Source organism: Nonomuraea rosea (assembly GCF_039539705.1).
GTDB lineage: Bacteria > Actinomycetota > Actinomycetes > Streptosporangiales > Streptosporangiaceae > Nonomuraea > Nonomuraea rosea.
In genome coordinates this window covers 93,445-109,144 of the sequence record NZ_BAABDQ010000041.1, presented here as the reverse complement: position 1 = coordinate 109,144, position 15,700 = coordinate 93,445, and the positions used below count along the sequence as shown (strand labels likewise).

Annotated in this window: 21 protein-coding genes; 7 read left to right on the top strand and 14 right to left on the bottom strand. The window is 69.3% G+C overall.

Annotated elements, in window-relative coordinates; all coding sequences use genetic code 11:
* Complete coding sequence (locus ABEA43_RS53845) at positions 1-360, top strand: STAS domain-containing protein (protein WP_345574655.1); 360 nt, start codon at positions 1-3, stop codon at positions 358-360.
* A 63-nt stretch (positions 361-423) separates the two neighbouring features.
* Here the strand turns inward: ABEA43_RS53845 and ABEA43_RS53840 are convergent, their stop codons facing one another.
* From ABEA43_RS53840 to ABEA43_RS53825, 4 genes are all read right to left on the bottom strand, one after another.
* Positions 424-2,007: an ATP-binding protein gene (locus ABEA43_RS53840; RefSeq protein ID WP_345574617.1), complete on the bottom strand. Its 1,584-nt coding sequence runs from the start codon at positions 2,005-2,007 to the stop codon at positions 424-426.
* 208 nt (positions 2,008-2,215) lie between these two features.
* On the bottom strand, positions 2,216-2,659 hold the full coding sequence (locus ABEA43_RS53835) for a hypothetical protein (protein ID WP_345574615.1): 444 nt from the start codon (positions 2,657-2,659) through the stop codon (positions 2,216-2,218).
* 101 nt (positions 2,660-2,760) lie between these two features.
* Positions 2,761-3,168 (bottom strand): hypothetical protein, encoded by a 408-nt coding sequence (locus tag ABEA43_RS53830; RefSeq protein ID WP_345574613.1) that lies wholly within the window; start codon positions 3,166-3,168, stop codon positions 2,761-2,763.
* Between the two features lie 172 nt (positions 3,169-3,340).
* The gene (locus ABEA43_RS53825; protein ID WP_345574610.1) at positions 3,341-3,466 is read right to left on the bottom strand and encodes a hypothetical protein; all 126 of its coding nucleotides are present in this window, start codon (positions 3,464-3,466) and stop codon (positions 3,341-3,343) included.
* Between the two features lie 421 nt (positions 3,467-3,887).
* On the opposite strand from ABEA43_RS53825, the gene ABEA43_RS53820 reads away from it, so the two are divergent.
* Positions 3,888-4,775, top strand: a complete 888-nt coding sequence (locus tag ABEA43_RS53820) for a hypothetical protein (protein ID WP_345574608.1) — start codon at positions 3,888-3,890, stop codon at positions 4,773-4,775.
* A 169-nt stretch (positions 4,776-4,944) separates the two neighbouring features.
* Here ABEA43_RS53820 and ABEA43_RS53815 read toward each other — a convergent pair whose 3' ends face one another.
* Positions 4,945-5,496: a TetR/AcrR family transcriptional regulator gene (locus tag ABEA43_RS53815; protein WP_345574606.1), complete on the bottom strand. Its 552-nt coding sequence runs from the start codon at positions 5,494-5,496 to the stop codon at positions 4,945-4,947.
* Between the two features lie 96 nt (positions 5,497-5,592).
* On the opposite strand from ABEA43_RS53815, the gene ABEA43_RS53810 reads away from it, so the two are divergent.
* Entirely contained in the window at positions 5,593-6,300 is a 708-nt protein-coding gene (locus ABEA43_RS53810; protein ID WP_345574604.1) for an MBL fold metallo-hydrolase, read from the top strand.
* Positions 6,301-6,505: 205 nt separating this feature from the next.
* Here the strand turns inward: ABEA43_RS53810 and ABEA43_RS53800 are convergent, their stop codons facing one another.
* Together ABEA43_RS53800 and ABEA43_RS68415 are read right to left on the bottom strand one after the other, a co-directional pair.
* On the bottom strand, positions 6,506-7,213 hold the full coding sequence (locus ABEA43_RS53800; RefSeq protein ID WP_345574602.1) for an STAS domain-containing protein: 708 nt from the start codon (positions 7,211-7,213) through the stop codon (positions 6,506-6,508).
* A 779-nt stretch (positions 7,214-7,992) separates the two neighbouring features.
* Positions 7,993-8,127: an RICIN domain-containing protein gene (locus ABEA43_RS68415; RefSeq protein WP_425570603.1), complete on the bottom strand. Its 135-nt coding sequence runs from the start codon at positions 8,125-8,127 to the stop codon at positions 7,993-7,995.
* A gap of 52 nt (positions 8,128-8,179) precedes the next feature.
* On the opposite strand from ABEA43_RS68415, the gene ABEA43_RS53795 reads away from it, so the two are divergent.
* From ABEA43_RS53795 to ABEA43_RS53785, 3 genes are all read left to right on the top strand, one after another.
* A complete protein-coding gene (locus ABEA43_RS53795; protein WP_345574600.1) occupies positions 8,180-8,314 on the top strand; it encodes a hypothetical protein in 135 nt (44 codons plus the stop codon).
* Positions 8,315-8,396: 82 nt separating this feature from the next.
* Positions 8,397-8,987, top strand: coding sequence for a TetR/AcrR family transcriptional regulator (locus tag ABEA43_RS53790; protein ID WP_345574598.1), 591 nt, complete (start codon positions 8,397-8,399; stop codon positions 8,985-8,987).
* Between the two features lie 9 nt (positions 8,988-8,996).
* Complete coding sequence (locus ABEA43_RS53785; protein WP_345574596.1) at positions 8,997-9,560, top strand: carboxymuconolactone decarboxylase family protein; 564 nt, start codon at positions 8,997-8,999, stop codon at positions 9,558-9,560.
* Positions 9,561-10,282: 722 nt separating this feature from the next.
* Here the strand turns inward: ABEA43_RS53785 and ABEA43_RS53780 are convergent.
* The 5 genes from ABEA43_RS53780 to ABEA43_RS53760 form a co-directional block, all read right to left on the bottom strand.
* Positions 10,283-10,669 (bottom strand): VOC family protein, encoded by a 387-nt coding sequence (locus ABEA43_RS53780; RefSeq protein ID WP_345574594.1) that lies wholly within the window; start codon positions 10,667-10,669, stop codon positions 10,283-10,285.
* A 347-nt stretch (positions 10,670-11,016) separates the two neighbouring features.
* Positions 11,017-11,670, bottom strand: a complete 654-nt coding sequence (locus ABEA43_RS53775) for an enoyl-CoA hydratase-related protein (protein WP_345574592.1) — start codon at positions 11,668-11,670, stop codon at positions 11,017-11,019.
* 185 nt (positions 11,671-11,855) lie between these two features.
* On the bottom strand, positions 11,856-12,896 hold the full coding sequence (locus tag ABEA43_RS53770; RefSeq protein ID WP_345574590.1) for a patatin-like phospholipase family protein: 1,041 nt from the start codon (positions 12,894-12,896) through the stop codon (positions 11,856-11,858).
* Positions 12,897-12,930: 34 nt separating this feature from the next.
* Entirely contained in the window at positions 12,931-13,326 is a 396-nt protein-coding gene (locus tag ABEA43_RS53765; protein WP_345574588.1) for a hypothetical protein, read from the bottom strand.
* On the bottom strand, positions 13,320-13,922 hold the full coding sequence (locus ABEA43_RS53760; RefSeq protein WP_345574586.1) for a TIGR03086 family metal-binding protein: 603 nt from the start codon (positions 13,920-13,922) through the stop codon (positions 13,320-13,322). The genes ABEA43_RS53765 and ABEA43_RS53760 overlap by 7 nt, the downstream gene beginning before the upstream one ends.
* A 105-nt stretch (positions 13,923-14,027) precedes the next feature.
* On the opposite strand from ABEA43_RS53760, the gene ABEA43_RS53755 reads away from it, so the two are divergent.
* Positions 14,028-14,633, top strand: coding sequence for a TetR/AcrR family transcriptional regulator (locus tag ABEA43_RS53755; RefSeq protein ID WP_345574584.1), 606 nt, complete (start codon positions 14,028-14,030; stop codon positions 14,631-14,633).
* Between the two features lie 12 nt (positions 14,634-14,645).
* Here the strand turns inward: ABEA43_RS53755 and ABEA43_RS53750 are convergent, their stop codons facing one another.
* The gene (locus tag ABEA43_RS53750) at positions 14,646-14,804 is read right to left on the bottom strand and encodes a hypothetical protein (protein WP_345574582.1); all 159 of its coding nucleotides are present in this window, start codon (positions 14,802-14,804) and stop codon (positions 14,646-14,648) included.
* Between the two features lie 43 nt (positions 14,805-14,847).
* On the bottom strand, positions 14,848-15,699 hold the full coding sequence (locus tag ABEA43_RS53745) for a sugar phosphate isomerase/epimerase family protein (protein WP_345574580.1): 852 nt from the start codon (positions 15,697-15,699) through the stop codon (positions 14,848-14,850).
* Position 15,700 lies beyond the last annotated feature (1 nt).

Genomic DNA, 15,700 nt, shown 5'->3' with positions numbered 1-15,700 from the left:
ATGATGCCGGACGGCCAAGCCCCGCCTCCTGCGGCGTTGCGCCTGACATCGTCATCCGTGGATGGCATCACCGTGACGGCCGTCGACGGATTGCTGGACGCCACCACGCGTGAGCAATTTGCCGACCATCTCTCCCACGCGAGCCCGTCCCTCATTCTGGATCTGGGCGAGGTGACGTTCATGGATTCACGGGCACTGGGGTTGATCGTCCACCACTGGAAGGCCAGTTGCGCGGCAGGTGGCAAGTTCGCCCTGGTCGGAGTCGAATACTCCCGGCTCCAGGTCATGTGGATCACCGGCCTCGTACAGATCTTGCCTCTGTACGGCACCCTTGATGAGGCGCTGGCTTCTTTAGCGTGAAGCTTGTCGCCTGTCCACCACCCCTACCACCCGGTGGGAGCGCCGCAGGAATGATGCGCGCCTTCAGCGGCCTGTGGGGCCGGTGCTCAACTTATGCTCTCGGCGAGAGCCGCGTCGGTCCAGGTACTCCTCCATGGTCCAGGGCACCTGCCATGCGTACGTGTGACGTCCCGTTTCGGCCGCCAGGCGGACGGTTGCCATGAGGGTCGCGTGTTCGGTCTCGAACCAGGAGATGGCGCCGGCATAGCCCGGGATCTCCGCGAGCACGACCCTGGGAGGCGGGTGGTCGGGGATGTCGATGAGCGGGCCGGCGCGCGGGTGGAGGAGCACCGCGGCTCTGAAGGCGCTGTGCAGATAGTGCGCGAGCAGCCGGTCGATCGCGCCCGTACGATCGTCACCCTGCTCGTGCGCCTCGGCCAGCTCGCCGGCGTAGGCCCGCAGCAGGTCGTGCAGGCTGTAGCGGCCGGCTGTCAGCTCGGCGACCAGATACGCCGCCGACAGGACGGAGAGTGCCCCGCGCGCGGCTCGCCGCCCGATGCCGGCGAAGCTCGCCACGGCGAGCACGGTGATCTCGTGTCCGGGGTGGAGGCCCAGCAGGCGGAACACTCTCGCGGCGGGATCGGCGAGGTGCCGGTACGACCACGAGAAGACGGTACGGAGATCCGTCGGCGCGTCCTCGCTGGGAAAGGCGTCGAGGCTCTGCTCGCTGTCGCGAATCTGGGTGACCAGGGCCGCGAGGGAGAACTGCGGATGAACTGCGCCGTGGGCGCCGACGATGGTCAATGCCAGGGGCAGGCCGGCGCACAAGGTGATGAGCGTGTCCACGGCCGCCGGCTCTGTGTCGATCCGTTCCCGGCCGAGCCGGTGGGTCAGGAGGTGGCGGGCCTCGGCGTCGGAGAGCACATCGAGGGTCAGCGGGTACGAGCCTTGCAGGGCCGTCAGGCTTGTCAGCCGGTTGCGGCTGGTCACCACGACGGCGCTGCCCGGGGAGCCGGGCACCAGCGGGCGTACCTGCTCCGCGTCTCTGGCGTTGTCCAGGACGATCAGCATGCGTCGCTCGCTCATGACGCTGCGGTAGAGCGCGGCCTGGGCCTCGGCGTCGGCTGGGATGCGCTCAGGAGGCACGTCGAGCGCGTCCAGGAATCCCCGCAGGGCGTCCTTCCAAGACACGGGATCGCCGGCGGGGTCGAAACCGCGCAAGTTCACGTACAGGTGGCCGTCCGGGAATCGGCCGGCCACCAAGTGAGCCCAGCGAATGGCGAGCGCGGTCTTCCCGATGCCAGCCATGCCGTCGATCGCCGAGATCACGATGAGACCCTCACCGCCGGGAGGGGCGCTGTCGAGCAGAGCCGTCAGGCTCTCCAGCTCGGCGGTTCGCCCGACGAAACCCGGCGGGATCGCGGGAAGCTGCCGTGGGACGATGGAGTGACGGGGCTCGTCGGGAGGAAGCGCGCCGGTGCCGGTGGGTTGCCTGCTCGCCCATACGCCGAGGGGCAGGGAGAGCACCGCTGTGGACAGCCCGGCCAGGGACAATGCGACGTCATCAGGAAGACCCGGCCTGATCAGCGCACACAGGCCCCATGTGGCGAAGAACGCGGCGACGAGGACGATCAGCACGAGGCTCCACCTGCTGCTGCGTCCGGCCACGGCGACTCCTCATCCCGTCAGGAAAGTATCCCCGCTCGCGAGATCCGGACAAGGCCGCACCGTGTTGAGGTCGTCAGCACCAGCGAGCAGCGCGGGCCCCCGTTCCTTGTCGAGCCTGTACGGCTCGATAATCGATCTATGTGCTGACTTGCGGCCCCTGGGCAGGTTTCTGGCGTCCGCGCCCGCAGAGCCGATCCTGCTCCCAAGGTCAGGAGTACAGGCGTACCTGCTCCGACTCCCGGCTGCTGTTGGCGCACATCGTGTGCGGGTTCACGTCATCGTCGCCCTGGCGGTCCTGGCACGACCAGGTCTGCCCGTCGACCTCCACGGTGAGGCCCGACATGCCGTCGGCCGGCCCGGGCAGGCTGCCTTCGATGGCCGCCTTGGCCACTTTCCCGGCGGTGTCGCACGCGCTCTCCTTGTCGTCCGCGCTCCTTGCCTCGACGGCCAGCCCGACCGTCCCGCACTGGTACGCCCGGCTCCCGGGCTCCTCAGGCGCGGAGGCCAGGGTGACGGAGTGGTGGGCTGCCGGCGAGGCGGCGCCCGGCTGAGTCTCGGGAGCGGATGACGCGGGCGGCAGGGCAGCGGCGACCGTGGCGAAGGCCCCTGCCGCCAGCAGGACGATGGAGTCACGAAGCGTGGCCTTGCTCATGTGGAACACTTCCCTCCGAAGATCTGGAGTCATGCGGGACGGCCTGGAGGAGGGGCGCGCCGTCTGGGACGTGGGCGCCGATCAGACTATGGAACGCCCCGTCAGCCCAAAGGCGTGAACGTGGACAGCGACAGCATTTCGTCCGCGTGGGAGCACTCGACGTAGGTCTCGTCCAGCTCCGCCTTCTGGACGCAGGCCCAGTTCGCGCCGTCGACGTTCACCGAGACGGCTCGCTCCGCGCTGGCCTTCTGAGCAGCAGCGGCGTAGGCGCCTGCGACCTCGCCGGCCTTGGCGCACGCCTGGGCCATCTCCTGGTTACTCTGCATCGACATCTTGAGCCCGCCGGGTCCCTGCCCGCAGGCGAAGTTGTCACGGATCGTGCCCTGGACGGACCGGCTCACCGGCCCTCCCCAGGACACCGCCTGGGCTGGGCCAGAGGTGACCACGATGGCTCCTGCGGCCAGGATGGCCGAGGAGGCCCGAATGATCATTCTCCGCGTGTTGAGCATGTGAAACACCTCTCCGAACGCTCGGAGTAGTTTCCGTCGCCTCCAGCATGACCTCCCGAGGCCGGATCTCAGGTCATGGGCGAGCGAGGACTGGCTCAAGCACCTGTCCAGCTACGTCGCCCACTGGCGATCCAAACTCAACCCGCCACCGGGGCACCGGCTGACGTGCCGGTCAGGAACACTGCTGTGCCAGAAGGGTCACCCTGCCGAGACCTTGCGCCTGCGCGAGGATTTGGCAGCCGCCGGCGAGCGCCTGAAGGAGGTGCTCGGCCAGCCCAGCATCGAAGCGCAGATCCACGCCGCCTACGGCAGGCGCCGCCCGGCCTGACACCTGGGCCGGTCGGTCTCACCGACCTGCGCTCGCCCGGGTTTGCTCCGCGTGACCAGGTGGACGATGTCCTGCACAGCCTCGAGCGCCGGCCGATCCGTGACGATCCGGTGAATCCGGGACCGGAGGACAGCGCCGCGCCCGGCGATGAGTGGTGACACCTCGTGGAAATCACCGGCGACTCACCCGCGGCCCTCTTATCGAGCGCACTTGAGGCGCCTGTGGACACGGGCCCGACCTGGGACTTAACGCCTGGCAAGATCGCCGAAGACGTAAAGGGGTCGCCTGGTGTACCTACCCGGGACGTGAGACCAGAGCAGACCACGCAGACCCACGCCAGCCCACAGCAGCCCCCGGCCTGGAGCCGCTGAAGGCGCTGCAGCGGCCCACGATGACCGTGCACGAGGCGGCCGCCGTGCTCGGCATCGACCGCGGCGTCCACCGCGGCGAGCTGCCCGCGCTGCGCATCGGCCGCAAGATCCTGGTACCCCACCGCGCCGATCCGGGCCATGCTCGGCATGGCGCCGCTGCGAGGCGAGCACCTCGAAGGCGGGCACTGAGGTGGGGGGATCCGGCTGCTGGTCGAGGTGATGGACCACGCCCCGGACACCCTGACCCACCGCGAGCACAAGCACTGGCAGGCGCCGCCGCCCTCGGCGCCGGCATCGCGTTCACACCTGCTCTTCCGCGCCCGCCCCGCCGGGCCGGGCCGCGCCTCGCGGCCCTGCCCGCCGTGCGCACCATCGGCGGCGCCTACCTCGCCTACTGGGTCTGCATGGGGGCGATGTGGGTGCTCCTGCCCGCCTTCGCTGCCCACGCCGGCGCCTCCCACCAGGCCGGGCTGCTGGTGGCGCTCTGGTCGGCCGGCAGCCTCGCCGGCGGCCTGGCGCTGGCGGTACGCGGACCACGCGGCGCTTACCGTGATCGCTACCTGTGGCTGCTCGGCACGCTCGCCGCGACCTCGCTGCCGCTGACTCTGCCGGCCACGGTCGCGACGATGGCCGTCGCGATCGCCCTGTTCGGTATCGCGCTCGCGCCCTGGCTGGCCACCAGCGACCAGCTCGTCGCCGTGATCGCCGGGCCGCGCAGCAGCGAACTGTACGGCTGGCTGACCACCCTCGGGCAGATCGGCAGCGCCATCGGAGCCGCGCTCGCCGGCCCGCTCGGCGACCGGTACGGCGGCGGCCCGGCCTTCCTCCTGGTGACCACTGCCCTGGCAGCAGGCCTCGCCATCGCCCTCACCCGGAGGCGCACACTGCCTCAGGACGGCCGGCCGTGAACGCATCCCGCCACGGACCAACTGAGAAACAACCCCAGAGTTTGTCGACCGGCTGGGTGGTGTCAGAGCCGCAGAACTCGGGCTTGCTTCCTTGGACCCCGCGTTCTTCCGAGATTCCGGGACGACGAGGCCGAGGCCCAGGATCTTCCGTATGGCCGGCCGGCCTCGGTCAAGGGGTCGTTCCAGCGCTCTGGTGACCGGTTGTCAGTGCGCGGCGTATGCCGGCCAGGCCGTACTCGAAGGCGCGGTCGATATCGCCCCCGAACCGGAAGGCGCCGATGAGTTCCATCCCGAGGAAGCCGCTGGCCCAGGCCGTCACCAGGCGCGCGGCGTCAAGCGCCTCCTGTTCGCCCACGAGTTCCCGTGAGGCGCGCAGCACCGGGGCGGCCACGCGGGCGAGAGCCTCGGGAGGTGCCTGCGCGGAGTGCATCAGCCGGAATCCCTCCGGCCACGTCCTGGCGAACTGCCGGAAGCCGTGCACCAACGCCTCGAGCGATCCGTCGGTCGACGTCAGCCGTGCCAGCAGGTCGTCGATGGTGGCTTCGGCGACGGCGGTCAGTAAAGCCGCGCGGTTGTCGATGTGCTTGTACAGGGACGGGGCGCGCACGCCCACCCTTTCGGCGACGCTCTGCATCGTCAGTCCCTGCGGGCCTCCCGCCTCGAGCAGATCGCGTCCCGCCGCGATGATCCTTTCTCGCGAGGTCTTCTCAGGAGTCGGCATCGTTGTCCTCTCAGAGTGAAGGCTATTGACGTTAGCCATCATAGCTAAGTATCTTAGCTATCGCACGACTTCGTCTAGGCCCCCGGGAGGAAACCCATGAAAATCGCGCCCCATCTGCACCGCCTCGGTAACGATGTCGTGTCGTGCTACCTCGTCGACACCGATGAGGGCATCACCCTGATCGACGCCGGGCTACCCGGCCACTGGCAGGACCTGCAGGCCGAACTCCGTTCCCTCGGCAAGTCCGTCGACGACATCCGCGGACTCGTGCTGACCCACGGCGACTCCGACCACATCGGATTCGCCGAACGCCTGCGCAGCGAACACGGCGTTCCGGTGTTCGTGCACGCCGCCGACGCGGTCCGCACCCGCACGGGAGAAAAGCCCAAGACCGCGCTCGGCCCCATGCGCCTGGGCCCGACGCTCGGCTTCTTCGGATACTCCATCCGCAAGAACGGCCTGCGCACCCGCTACGTCAGCGAGGTCGTCGAGATCGGGGACGGCGACGTCTTGGACCTGCCAGGCAAGCCGATGATCGTGGGCATGCCCGGGCACTCGCCGGGCAGCGTGGCGGTGCACATCCCGCTCGCCGACGCAGTCTTCGTCGGGGACGCCCTGACCACGCGGCACGTCCTCACCGGGCGCACAGGCCCGCAGCCCGCGCCCTTCACCGACGAGCCCGCCACAGCACTGGCCTCGCTGGACCGGCTCGCCGGACTGTCGGCATCCTGGGTACTTCCAGGTCACGGCGCCCCCTGGCGGACCTCGCCAGCCCAGGTGAGCGAGGCGGTCAAGAGGGGCTAGGGATCGGAACGAGCCTCTCACGGTGAGTGACGGCGCTCATGCGAGAGGAACGCTCGCGGCGGACCACGTCCGCCGCGAGCGCCGCTGGGTCAGCCCGGAGGCCGGGACACGATCAGGAGGGTGAGGCCGAGGAAGTCACGAGCCCAGATCATCAGGGCGCCGGCGTAGTCGCTGTCGGCCCAGGCCAAGGTGAGCTCGGAATGCGTCAGCCGGACCCCGCCACAGGATGTTCGGCGGCCATGGCCGCACGCGCGTCCCGCAGGGAGGCGCGCAGCGCCGCCAAGCTGTCGCCGCATCGCCGGCGGGCCTCGCGCAGCCGCGTCACGGTGTCCTGCGCGGCGCTGAGCCGGTCGGCAAGGGTGTGCTGACGCTCGGCGGCCTGTTCGCGTAAGGCCTGGGCCCGGCCGATGGCCGGGGTGGCCGGCGGCAGGTCGGCCGGTTCGGGGCATGGCCGGGCCGCTGGCGGGCGCCGGGCGGGCAGGTGGACGCGGTGCAGCTCGCGTACGCGCGGCAGGTGCCGGGGGATCGGCGCGGGTGGGGTGTTGAGCTGGTAGGCCTCGACGTCGGTGGCTGACAGGGCCGCGGCCGTGCTGGGATGTACCGCGATGGCAGGTCGGGCGTCGTGCTGGGCCATCAGGCCGATCAGCCGGCTCAGCGACGGTGGGGGTGCGGCGACGGCCAGCCGGCCGCCCTTGGCCTGCAGGGCCTGGTGAGTTCGGGCGAGTTGGTGGAGCCCGTTCAGGTCACAGAATCTCAGATCTGCGGCGGCCACGACCATGTAGATGACCGCCGACCGCGGGATCGGGTCGAGGAAAGCGGCCAAGATGGGCCGGGTGGTGAGGTCGAGCTCCCCGGTCAGGACGGTCACCAGTGTGGTGTCTCCGACGGGAACCAGCCGTATCGACAGCCGCATGACGCTGGTGCACCTCCCGCTCTGCTCAGGCGTCTCCGTGGGCAAAAGTCCCGCCCTCATTGTCCTCCCATTCCCCGGACCAGCCGGTCATACGTTCGGGGGCTCAGTCGAGGACGGATCGGGGAGCGTCGCCTTCCTGGGCGGGCAGCCGCAGCAGGCCTCCGTCGAAGGCCAGATGGAACATGGCGCCGCACGGTCGCGAAGTCGGGGTCGATGGCGGCGGGTGTCGGAGCGTCCGGACGTACCGCGGCCTCCAGCAGGCAGGCCAGCACGGCGTGGGTGTGGCCCAGCAGGCAGTAGGTCGGGGCCGTCTTGTCGGTGAGCAGCTTGGCCATCCGCGGCCCCTCGTGCTTCAGGTCCTGCCGGATCTCCGCCGCGAGCGCGCTGAAGGCCGCATCTGGACCGCTGTAGGGCCGCGGCGGGCAGTAGGTTGTGGCGCGCTACATGCCACACAACGACCGCTCGATTGAGGTGTACCTGGACGGAGCGCACCTGTGCACCGCCCACCCGGCCGACCAGCAAGGGGCTTACCGCGTGCACGCCCGCGCTGAGGCGGCCGCCAGCGGCGCCGGGCGGCCGAGCGGGCTCGCGTCGTGCTGGCCCCGCTCACCGGAGCCGGACGGTATCGCTGGACACCACGCTGGTACGCGCTCTGCTGGTGCCGGCGATCATGCAGGTGATGGGCGCGGCCAGCTGGTGGTCGCCCTGGTCACCCGTACGCGCCGAAAAGAGTCCTCCGCTGAGCTCTCCGCAACCCGAGGGCGACACTCCCTGACATTTCACCATCCGAGTACGGGCACCTCCGACCAGCCCTGGTTGAGCTTCCCGTCACAGGGGAACTGTGCGGCCCGCGCGCCATCCTCGATGGAGGCGCTGGAAATGCCCAGGCACATCGAACTCTTGCGGTTGACCAGTGTGAAGACGCCTGCCGGGTAGCGGCTGTCGGTACGCTCCAGCCAGTCCTGGTTGATGTCGCCGGCCGGGTTCGCCAGGATCTTCCCGGACTTGAAGTTCCTGTACGCGAAGGACCGAGAGCTCTACAAGATCTTCCTGGACATCGTTGAGGCGAACTTCCCGCCCGAATTCTGCCACATCTTGTGACATGAGGGATCTATCACCAGCTTGCTCTTTATTGCCGCAAACCCCTATCTTGGACCGTACGTTCCAAGATAGGGGTTTGCGGATGCCAGACGTCAAGCACTTCGACCCGGACGCGGTGTTGGACCAGGTCGTGCGGCTGTTCTGGGAGCGCGGGGCCGAGGTCACCGGCATCGCCGAGGTCGTGCAGGCCACCGGGCTCAGCCGCTCCAGCCTGTATGCCACCTACGGCGGCAAGGGCCAGCTGCAGGCGGCCGCGCTGGCCCGCTATCTGCAACGGCAGTCACGGCCGGTGTTCGACGAGCTGGCCGCCGACACCCGGGGCCTGCCGGCCATCGCCGGATTCTTCGAGCGGCTGGTGGCCGCGCGCTGCACAGGCGAGCATGCCCGCTGGGGCTGCCTGATCACTAATACGCACGCCACGGGCGTCCAGGACCCCGAAGTCCGGCGGGTCTTGGACGCCCACCACGACGCGCTATGCGCGGCGATGCACACAGTGCTGCAGGCAGCCCGCGCGCACGACCAGCTACGGCCCGGCGTGGATGTGGAGGCGGCCGCGCAGACGCTCGCGCTGCTGGCCTACGGCGTCAACCTGCGCTCGCGAGCCGGAGCCGAGCCGACCGGCCTGCTCGCCGGCGTGCAGGCCGTCCTGGACGGTTTCACCACCGCACACTGAGGAGAGAAGATGATCGATTTCCGCGTCTACGACGAGAGCGACGCCCCCGAGGCGGCACGCCCGATGCTGGAAGCCGCCAAAAAGCGCATGGGCTTCGTGACCACGCTGAACGGGGTGATGGCCGAATCACCCGAGCTGCTGGCCGGCTACAACGCGCTGGCCGAGCAGTTCGGCAGGTCCTCGCTGCCCGGGCCGGCCAAGCACGTGGTGTGGATCACCGCCAGCGTGGCCAACGGCTGCGACTACTGCGTGGCCGCCCACTCCACCCTCGCGCTGCGCTCGCGCGTCCCGGCCGAGGTGATCGAGGCCCTGCGGGCGGGCAAGCCCCTCCCGGACGCGGGACTGGAGGCCGCCCGCCGCCTCACCCTGGCGATGGTCACCCAGCGCGGCTGGGTCGACGACTCCGAGATCCAGGCGTTCCTGGCAGCCGGCTACACCCGCCGCCACGTGCTGGACATCGTGCTCGGCGTCGGGATGAAGACGCTGTCGAACTACACCAACCACATCGCCCACACCCCACTGGACCCTGCCTGGCAGGACCAGGAATGGACCCGTGAGCAAGCAACGATCTGATCAGCTCGCCTCGGGCCGGCCGCCTCTACCTTGACCACGCCTTGCCTGAGCTGGTGAAAGATCCCTCATGTCACAAGGTGTGGCAGCAAACCCGGTTTGCCGTTCCACTCCTACCAGCAGGCCAAGGAGCTCGGCGAGCGGCTGCCGCAAGGCAGCCGGGCACCGAGCTGCCCCACCCTATCCGCAGGTCGCCTACACCGGGCAGGTCGTCCACGCCCTGGTCAACACCGCCGACCCTGCAGGACGTGGTCGTCGACCCCGACGTCGCCCAACCGGAGAAGGTGGCATGGGTGCGGTGCGCCTCCTGCTGGGAACCCCTGGCCGACGGGCCGCGCCGGCCCGGCTCCCCCGCGCGCCGAGCGGCGAGCCCTACGACTACGACCTGGCTGACGACGATGCCTGACCCCCGCGCCTCGTGCACGTGCACCGCGTGCACGATTCCCTCCCTGGCGCGCAGGCGCGCACATGCACGACGGGCAAGCGAACGCGGCCCCCGCTTCGAGAGCTGGCGGGCATCTGTCATCGTGGGGATGACAGATGCGTCGTCATCGCGGTGACGCTCCCGGCGCATCTGAAGGGGACGTGACATGCGGCCGCCTCGCACCGTGGAGAAGGCGCTGGCCTCGGTTCTGGCCCGAGCCGCGCAAGCCGTTGCCGCCACAGTGGATGAGGAGGGCGTGTAGAAGGCGCTTGGCTGACCGCGTCACCGCCGGGCGCCGGCTCTACGCCTGCTCCTTGTAGACCGCCTCGATGTTGTTGCCGTCCGGGTCATCCACGAACGCGCAATAGGCGCCATACTCCGGCCAAAGCCGGGGTTCGTACCGGGACTTGCCGCCGGCCGCCAGCGCGGCCGCGTAGAAGGCGTCGACCGAGGCCTGGTCGCGGGCCGTGAACGCGATGTGCGCGCCCCGTGTCACCGTGGCATCCCCCGCGGGGTACAGCCCGAAGGACGGGGTGTCCAGCTCTTCCTCCCAGAACTCCGCTCCACCGTCAGCCGCCTCCCCGACGACACCGAGAGGCTTCAGTGCGGCGGTGTAGAAGCGTGTACTCGCCTCAAGGTCCGATGCGATGAAGGTCACGTGGTGGATGAAGGGCCATCGTCCTGTCATGACCGCGAAGTCTACGAGACTCCGGCGCCGACACCTCGTGCCGGGGTGGCTCGCCGAGCACAGCGCGGCCCGGGAGCAAGTCGATCACGACAGATACCGATCCAAGAATCACGACCTCAAGCGACCCGAGTCACAATCTCGGGTTCGGGGTACAGCTGCGCACCCTGCGGAGCACCGCAAGCACGCCGCGTAAAGAGTGCCGGTCAAGGTGCCTGTCAGGCGCACCGGGAACTGCGCGGTGCCGTGCCATCCGGCCGTCTCGAACCACCGCCGACCACGCCGCCCTGCTGCGCGACCTGATCGACTGGAGCGCGGCCCTGCCCGCGCACGGCATCGCCGCGCTGGGGTCAGCCGCGCAGCCGGGCCAGGACTGGGGCGTACATACCGCTCTTGATGGCTGCGAGGGTGTCGCCGGCTCTGGCCGCCTGTGCCTGGGCGATCTGCACGGCCGTGGCGCGGACGGCGTCCTCCGGGGTCGCCCGGTCGATGATGGCGGCGCTCTCGGCGTCGGCGCCGCCATAACGCCGGCCGGTGACCATGACCTCGTGCGCGGTCTGCGGTGTCAGCCGGGCCTGGATGAGGGCAGCCATGCCAGGCGTGAAGACCATGTTGATGTCCACTTCGGGCAGGCACCAGTAACCGCGGTCGGCGCGCATCACCCGGAAGTCGTGGGCGAGGCAGAACATGGCGCCGGCCGCGAAGGCGTGCCCCTGGACGGCCGCTACGGTGATCACCGGCAGGGACAGCATCCGTGCCAACAGTTCATGGACGGAGGCGATGCAGTCCTGGCCCTGGTCAGGGTGGGCGGACAACCACTCCAGGTCCAGGCCGTTGGAGTAGAACTTGCCCGTGGCGGCGGTCACCAGGGCCCGCGGACCGCTGCTCTTTTCCACCTCGTCCAAGGCGGCGTTGACGGAGGCGATCCAAGCGGGGTTCAAGCGGTTCTCGTCGTCGCCGAGGTCCAGGACGAAGACGTTGTCGTGGCGGTCGAGCGTGGCCATGGCGACTCCTTGGCGGTACGGATCAGTGGGGGTGAGGATCACGGCTGGGGCCGGTCTTGGGCCGGCTGCCGGAAAGCGTGGACCAGCAGGTCGTGGATCTCATGCGCTCATCGGGGGCGAATAGCGCGAAACAGCCGGATCCTGGTGGACGGCTGGGGGCTGGAGCGTGGCGGTGCCGGCCGCGCCTACGGCATGGCGGCCAGCCGGCCGAGCGGCTGCAGCAGACGATTGACGGCCGTGTGGCCGGCTTCGAGCCCGGCTTTGAGCGGTTTGCCGTTGCGGGTGAGGCGGCCGATGCGCGGGGTATCAGGCCCGGGACGTACGGACAACACCGCTGGGATCTGGCCGTCGGCGGGCAAGCGGGTCGTCGGCGGCACGGCTTGGTCGTACTGCGCGAGCAGCGCGTCGTCGTGCAGCGAGCGGTGGCCGCGGGTGAAGAGACTTCGGTGCAGTGCCTCCGGATGATGCCGTAGAACGGTCGCGGCGATCAAGCGTGCTCCGCAGGACGGTCGAGCGCCGGGTCCGGCGGCCGGTGTTCCGGTCCCGGCCGGAGGCGCGGGACGGGACCGCAGGACAAGGACATGGCTGGCGCCTTGTGCCAGGGCGGTGCGGTAGGGGATGGACTCGGCGAGTCCTGCGTCGTAGTAGTGCCGCCCGGCCAGTTCGATGGGCGGGCCGGCGAGGAACGGCAGTGCGGCACTGGCCCGCAGGGCCAGCCGCAGTTCGGCGGGCCCGGTCAGATACGGGCGTAGGTCGGTGGAACGCCCGGTGCGGACGTCGGTGGCGAGCGGATGATATTCGATGGGGTTGGTCAGGACGGCGTCGAAGTCCATCCGGGTCACCTCGCGGTACAGGTATTCGACGAGGTTGCGCACATCGACCATCGGTTGGCCGCGCAGCAGGTTGGATGGGCGGATCATCGCTTTCGCGTAGACGGGTTCGGCCCAGCCGGTCAGGTGCTCGGGAGTTCCGCTGAGCAGCCAGGCCGCTGTGATGGCCCCTGCCGACGCTCCATAGACCGCGTCGAAGGCGTGCGTCACTCCGTTTTCGTACAGGGCGAGGGCCATGCCCGCGGAGACCGTGCCGCGCATGCCGCCGCCCTCGATGGCCAGGGCCACCCGGTGGTCGTCCTGGCGCTCACCTGGGCGGCTGCCCCGGCGGACCCGGTCGTCCAGGACGCGCAGCACCTCATGCCGGCCGGGCTCGGTCATCGGTTCGCGTTGCATATGACCTTCTCGTTTCGTGGCGCTGCGCGGCTGGTCATGGTGTTCGAGTTCCGTCGCCGGACAGGTAGGAGCGGGCCCGTGTCCAGATGTCGCGGTCGGAGTGGGCGGCTGTCCAGGTGACGGACCTGAGTCGTCCCCGCCCTCGGTAGCGGCGCACGATGGTGACGTGGTCCGGCCAGGCGACGAAATTGCGCAGGGCTTGTTCGTCCTGCCAGATCGACACCGAGCCGCACCTGCCCCGTAGCGGCTCCGTCCACAGCCACATGCCGATCGCTCCGGGCAGACGGGGCCAGTCACGGCGCAGGCTGAGCCCGGCCTGGTAGACGCCGGGCAGGTCGTATAGCCGGCTGACCTGGAAGTCTGTGACGCTGACCAGCACCGAGCCGGATACGTCGGCCGCCGGTCCAGGAGTCCAGTGTGTTTTCAGCATGGCGCATCCCATGACGGGGTGCGGCCCAGCAGACCGAGCAACCGCTCGAAGTCCGGCGCGTCACCGGGCACTGGAACGCGCGTGCCGAACGCGGCCCCCGGACCGCGGGTCTTGGAGGTGTCCGGCCACCGGGCGGCTATCGCCAGCGCGGATTCGGCCAGCTCGTGGTCGGGCCGGTAGGGCACGCCGATGCTCGCGGCGATGTCCCATCCGTGCATGAGGAAGTCAACGAAGTGCATGCTGATGGCGATCCGGCCGGGGAAGGCACCGAACTCGCCGACCTCGATCTGGCGGTCGTAGATGTCCGGGGCGGCGAACGCCGTCGTGGCCGCGGCAGCGGAGTCGTGGTAGGCGCGGAGCGGGTCGGTTTCGAGATCGCCGCTGTCTTCGTTGGGCCGGTGCGCTGGTATACCCGCGGCGGTGGCGAAGGCGCGGTTTTCGCTGACCATGTGCCGCAACAGGTCGCCCAGGTTCCACGCCGCGCACGGTGTGGGCCGATCGAGGTCCGCTGCAGTGACTTGGGCGGTCACTTCTCCGGCGAGGTCCAAGGCCCGCCGGTCCAGGACCCGGAGATCAACAGCCGGGATGACAGTCATCGGCAATCCTCCTTTGTACGAACGTTCGTGCCAGTATTAGGTGCGCGCTATGACAACGTCAAGCCGCTATCCTGAACCGAACGTTCGTACATCGAGAGGGTTGAGATGGTGGGAAGGCCGCGGGACGAGCGAGCACGCAACGTGATCCTGCGCCGGGCGGCGGACATCGCCTCGCAGGACGGGCTGGAAGGACTGTCCATCGGCCGGCTGGCCACCGATCTCGGCCTGAGCAAGAGCGGCCTGTTCGGCTTCTTCGGATCCAAGGAAGAGCTTCAGCTCGCCACCATCCGCGCCGCGATGGGCGTGTACGTCAACGAGGTCGTTCAGCCCGCTTTGACCGTGCCGCCGGGCCTGGGGCGGGTGCGCCGGCTCTGCGAGAACTGGTTGAGCTACTCACAGCGGCGGGTCTTTCCGGGTGGCTGCTTCTTCTTCGCCGTCACCGCGGAGTTCGATGCCCGCCCGGGCCGTGTGCGAGATGCCATCGCCGCGGCCGGCCTCGACTGGGCCGCCTTCGTGGCGCGCGCCATCGATGACGCCCGCCAGCTCGGCGAGCTCGCCGACGACACAGACGCCGATCAGCTCGCCTTCGAGCTGATCGCTTTCCTGGAGGCCGCCAACGTCACCTCCTTGCTGCACGACGACGCGAACGCCTACGAGCGAGCCAGAACCGCCATCCGCAAACGCCTCGACACCGCGATGACCGGCCCATAAAGATGATTCTGCCTACTGGGTGGTTGGTGACCGGCCGGCAGCCGAAGAGGCGAAGACCACCGCCCCGAAGATCAGCATCGCACCCGCGTCATCCTTGCTGGGCAGGCGATCGCCCTGGATTCCTGCGTGGCCGCGGAGATTCTTGCCGTCAAGCAGGACGAGCCGCGGCATGGGAGCCGTTTGATCGGTGGCTCCCATACCAGCCCCGCCAGGGTCAGCCGTTCAGCGCTTGGGTGATGAAGTCACGGGCCGCCGTGGCGGTCTTGTCAGGGTCGTCCCAGGTGTCACGCCAGATCGCCAGGGTGCTGGAGAGCCCGGGAGAGACGACCTGTGAAGAGAAGCTCTCGAAGGTCACGATCTGCTCATAGTGGATGGCGTGGAGCGCCTCAAAGATCGAAGGGAAATCGACGGTCCCCGTCCCCAGTGGCCCACGGTGGCTTTCGCCGATGTGCACATACCCCAGATAACGGCGGCTCCGCAGGATCGCGTCCGTGACGTCGTGCTCTTCGATGTTCATGTGGTAGGTGTCCAGGTGCAGCCGGACGTTGGCGGCGTCCACCTCGTCGATGAACGCCCGCGTCTGCTCAGCGGTGTTGAGCAGGTTGGATTCGTACCTGTTCACGGTTTCCAGGCCGAGCGTGACACCGTGGCCGGCGGCGCGGGCGGCCACCCGGCGGATGGCGGCGACCGCGTTGCGCCGGCCGGCGGGGGAGACCGGCTCGGCGTGCTTGCCGAAGGCTCCGTAGATCACGCCGCCGAGGTAGGAGCTCCCGATCGCCGCGGCGAAGTCCAGTGCGGTGGTCAGATACTCCTCACCCGCTGCGCTGACGGCTGCGTCCTCGGCGGCCAAGTCCGCCTCAAAGGGCAGCCCAAGTGAGCAGGTGGCCTCCATTCCGTGCCGCCGCAGCGCCTGAAGAGTCGCGGTGGACGACAAGGTCTCCGGTTCGAACACCGGGATCTCGATGACGTCGAATCCGCAGGCGCTCGCCTTCGCCACGGCCGTGTCGCAGTCGGCCGGGGACCAGCCGCCGACGAATACCCCTGCGTGCACACCCAGCTTGTTCATG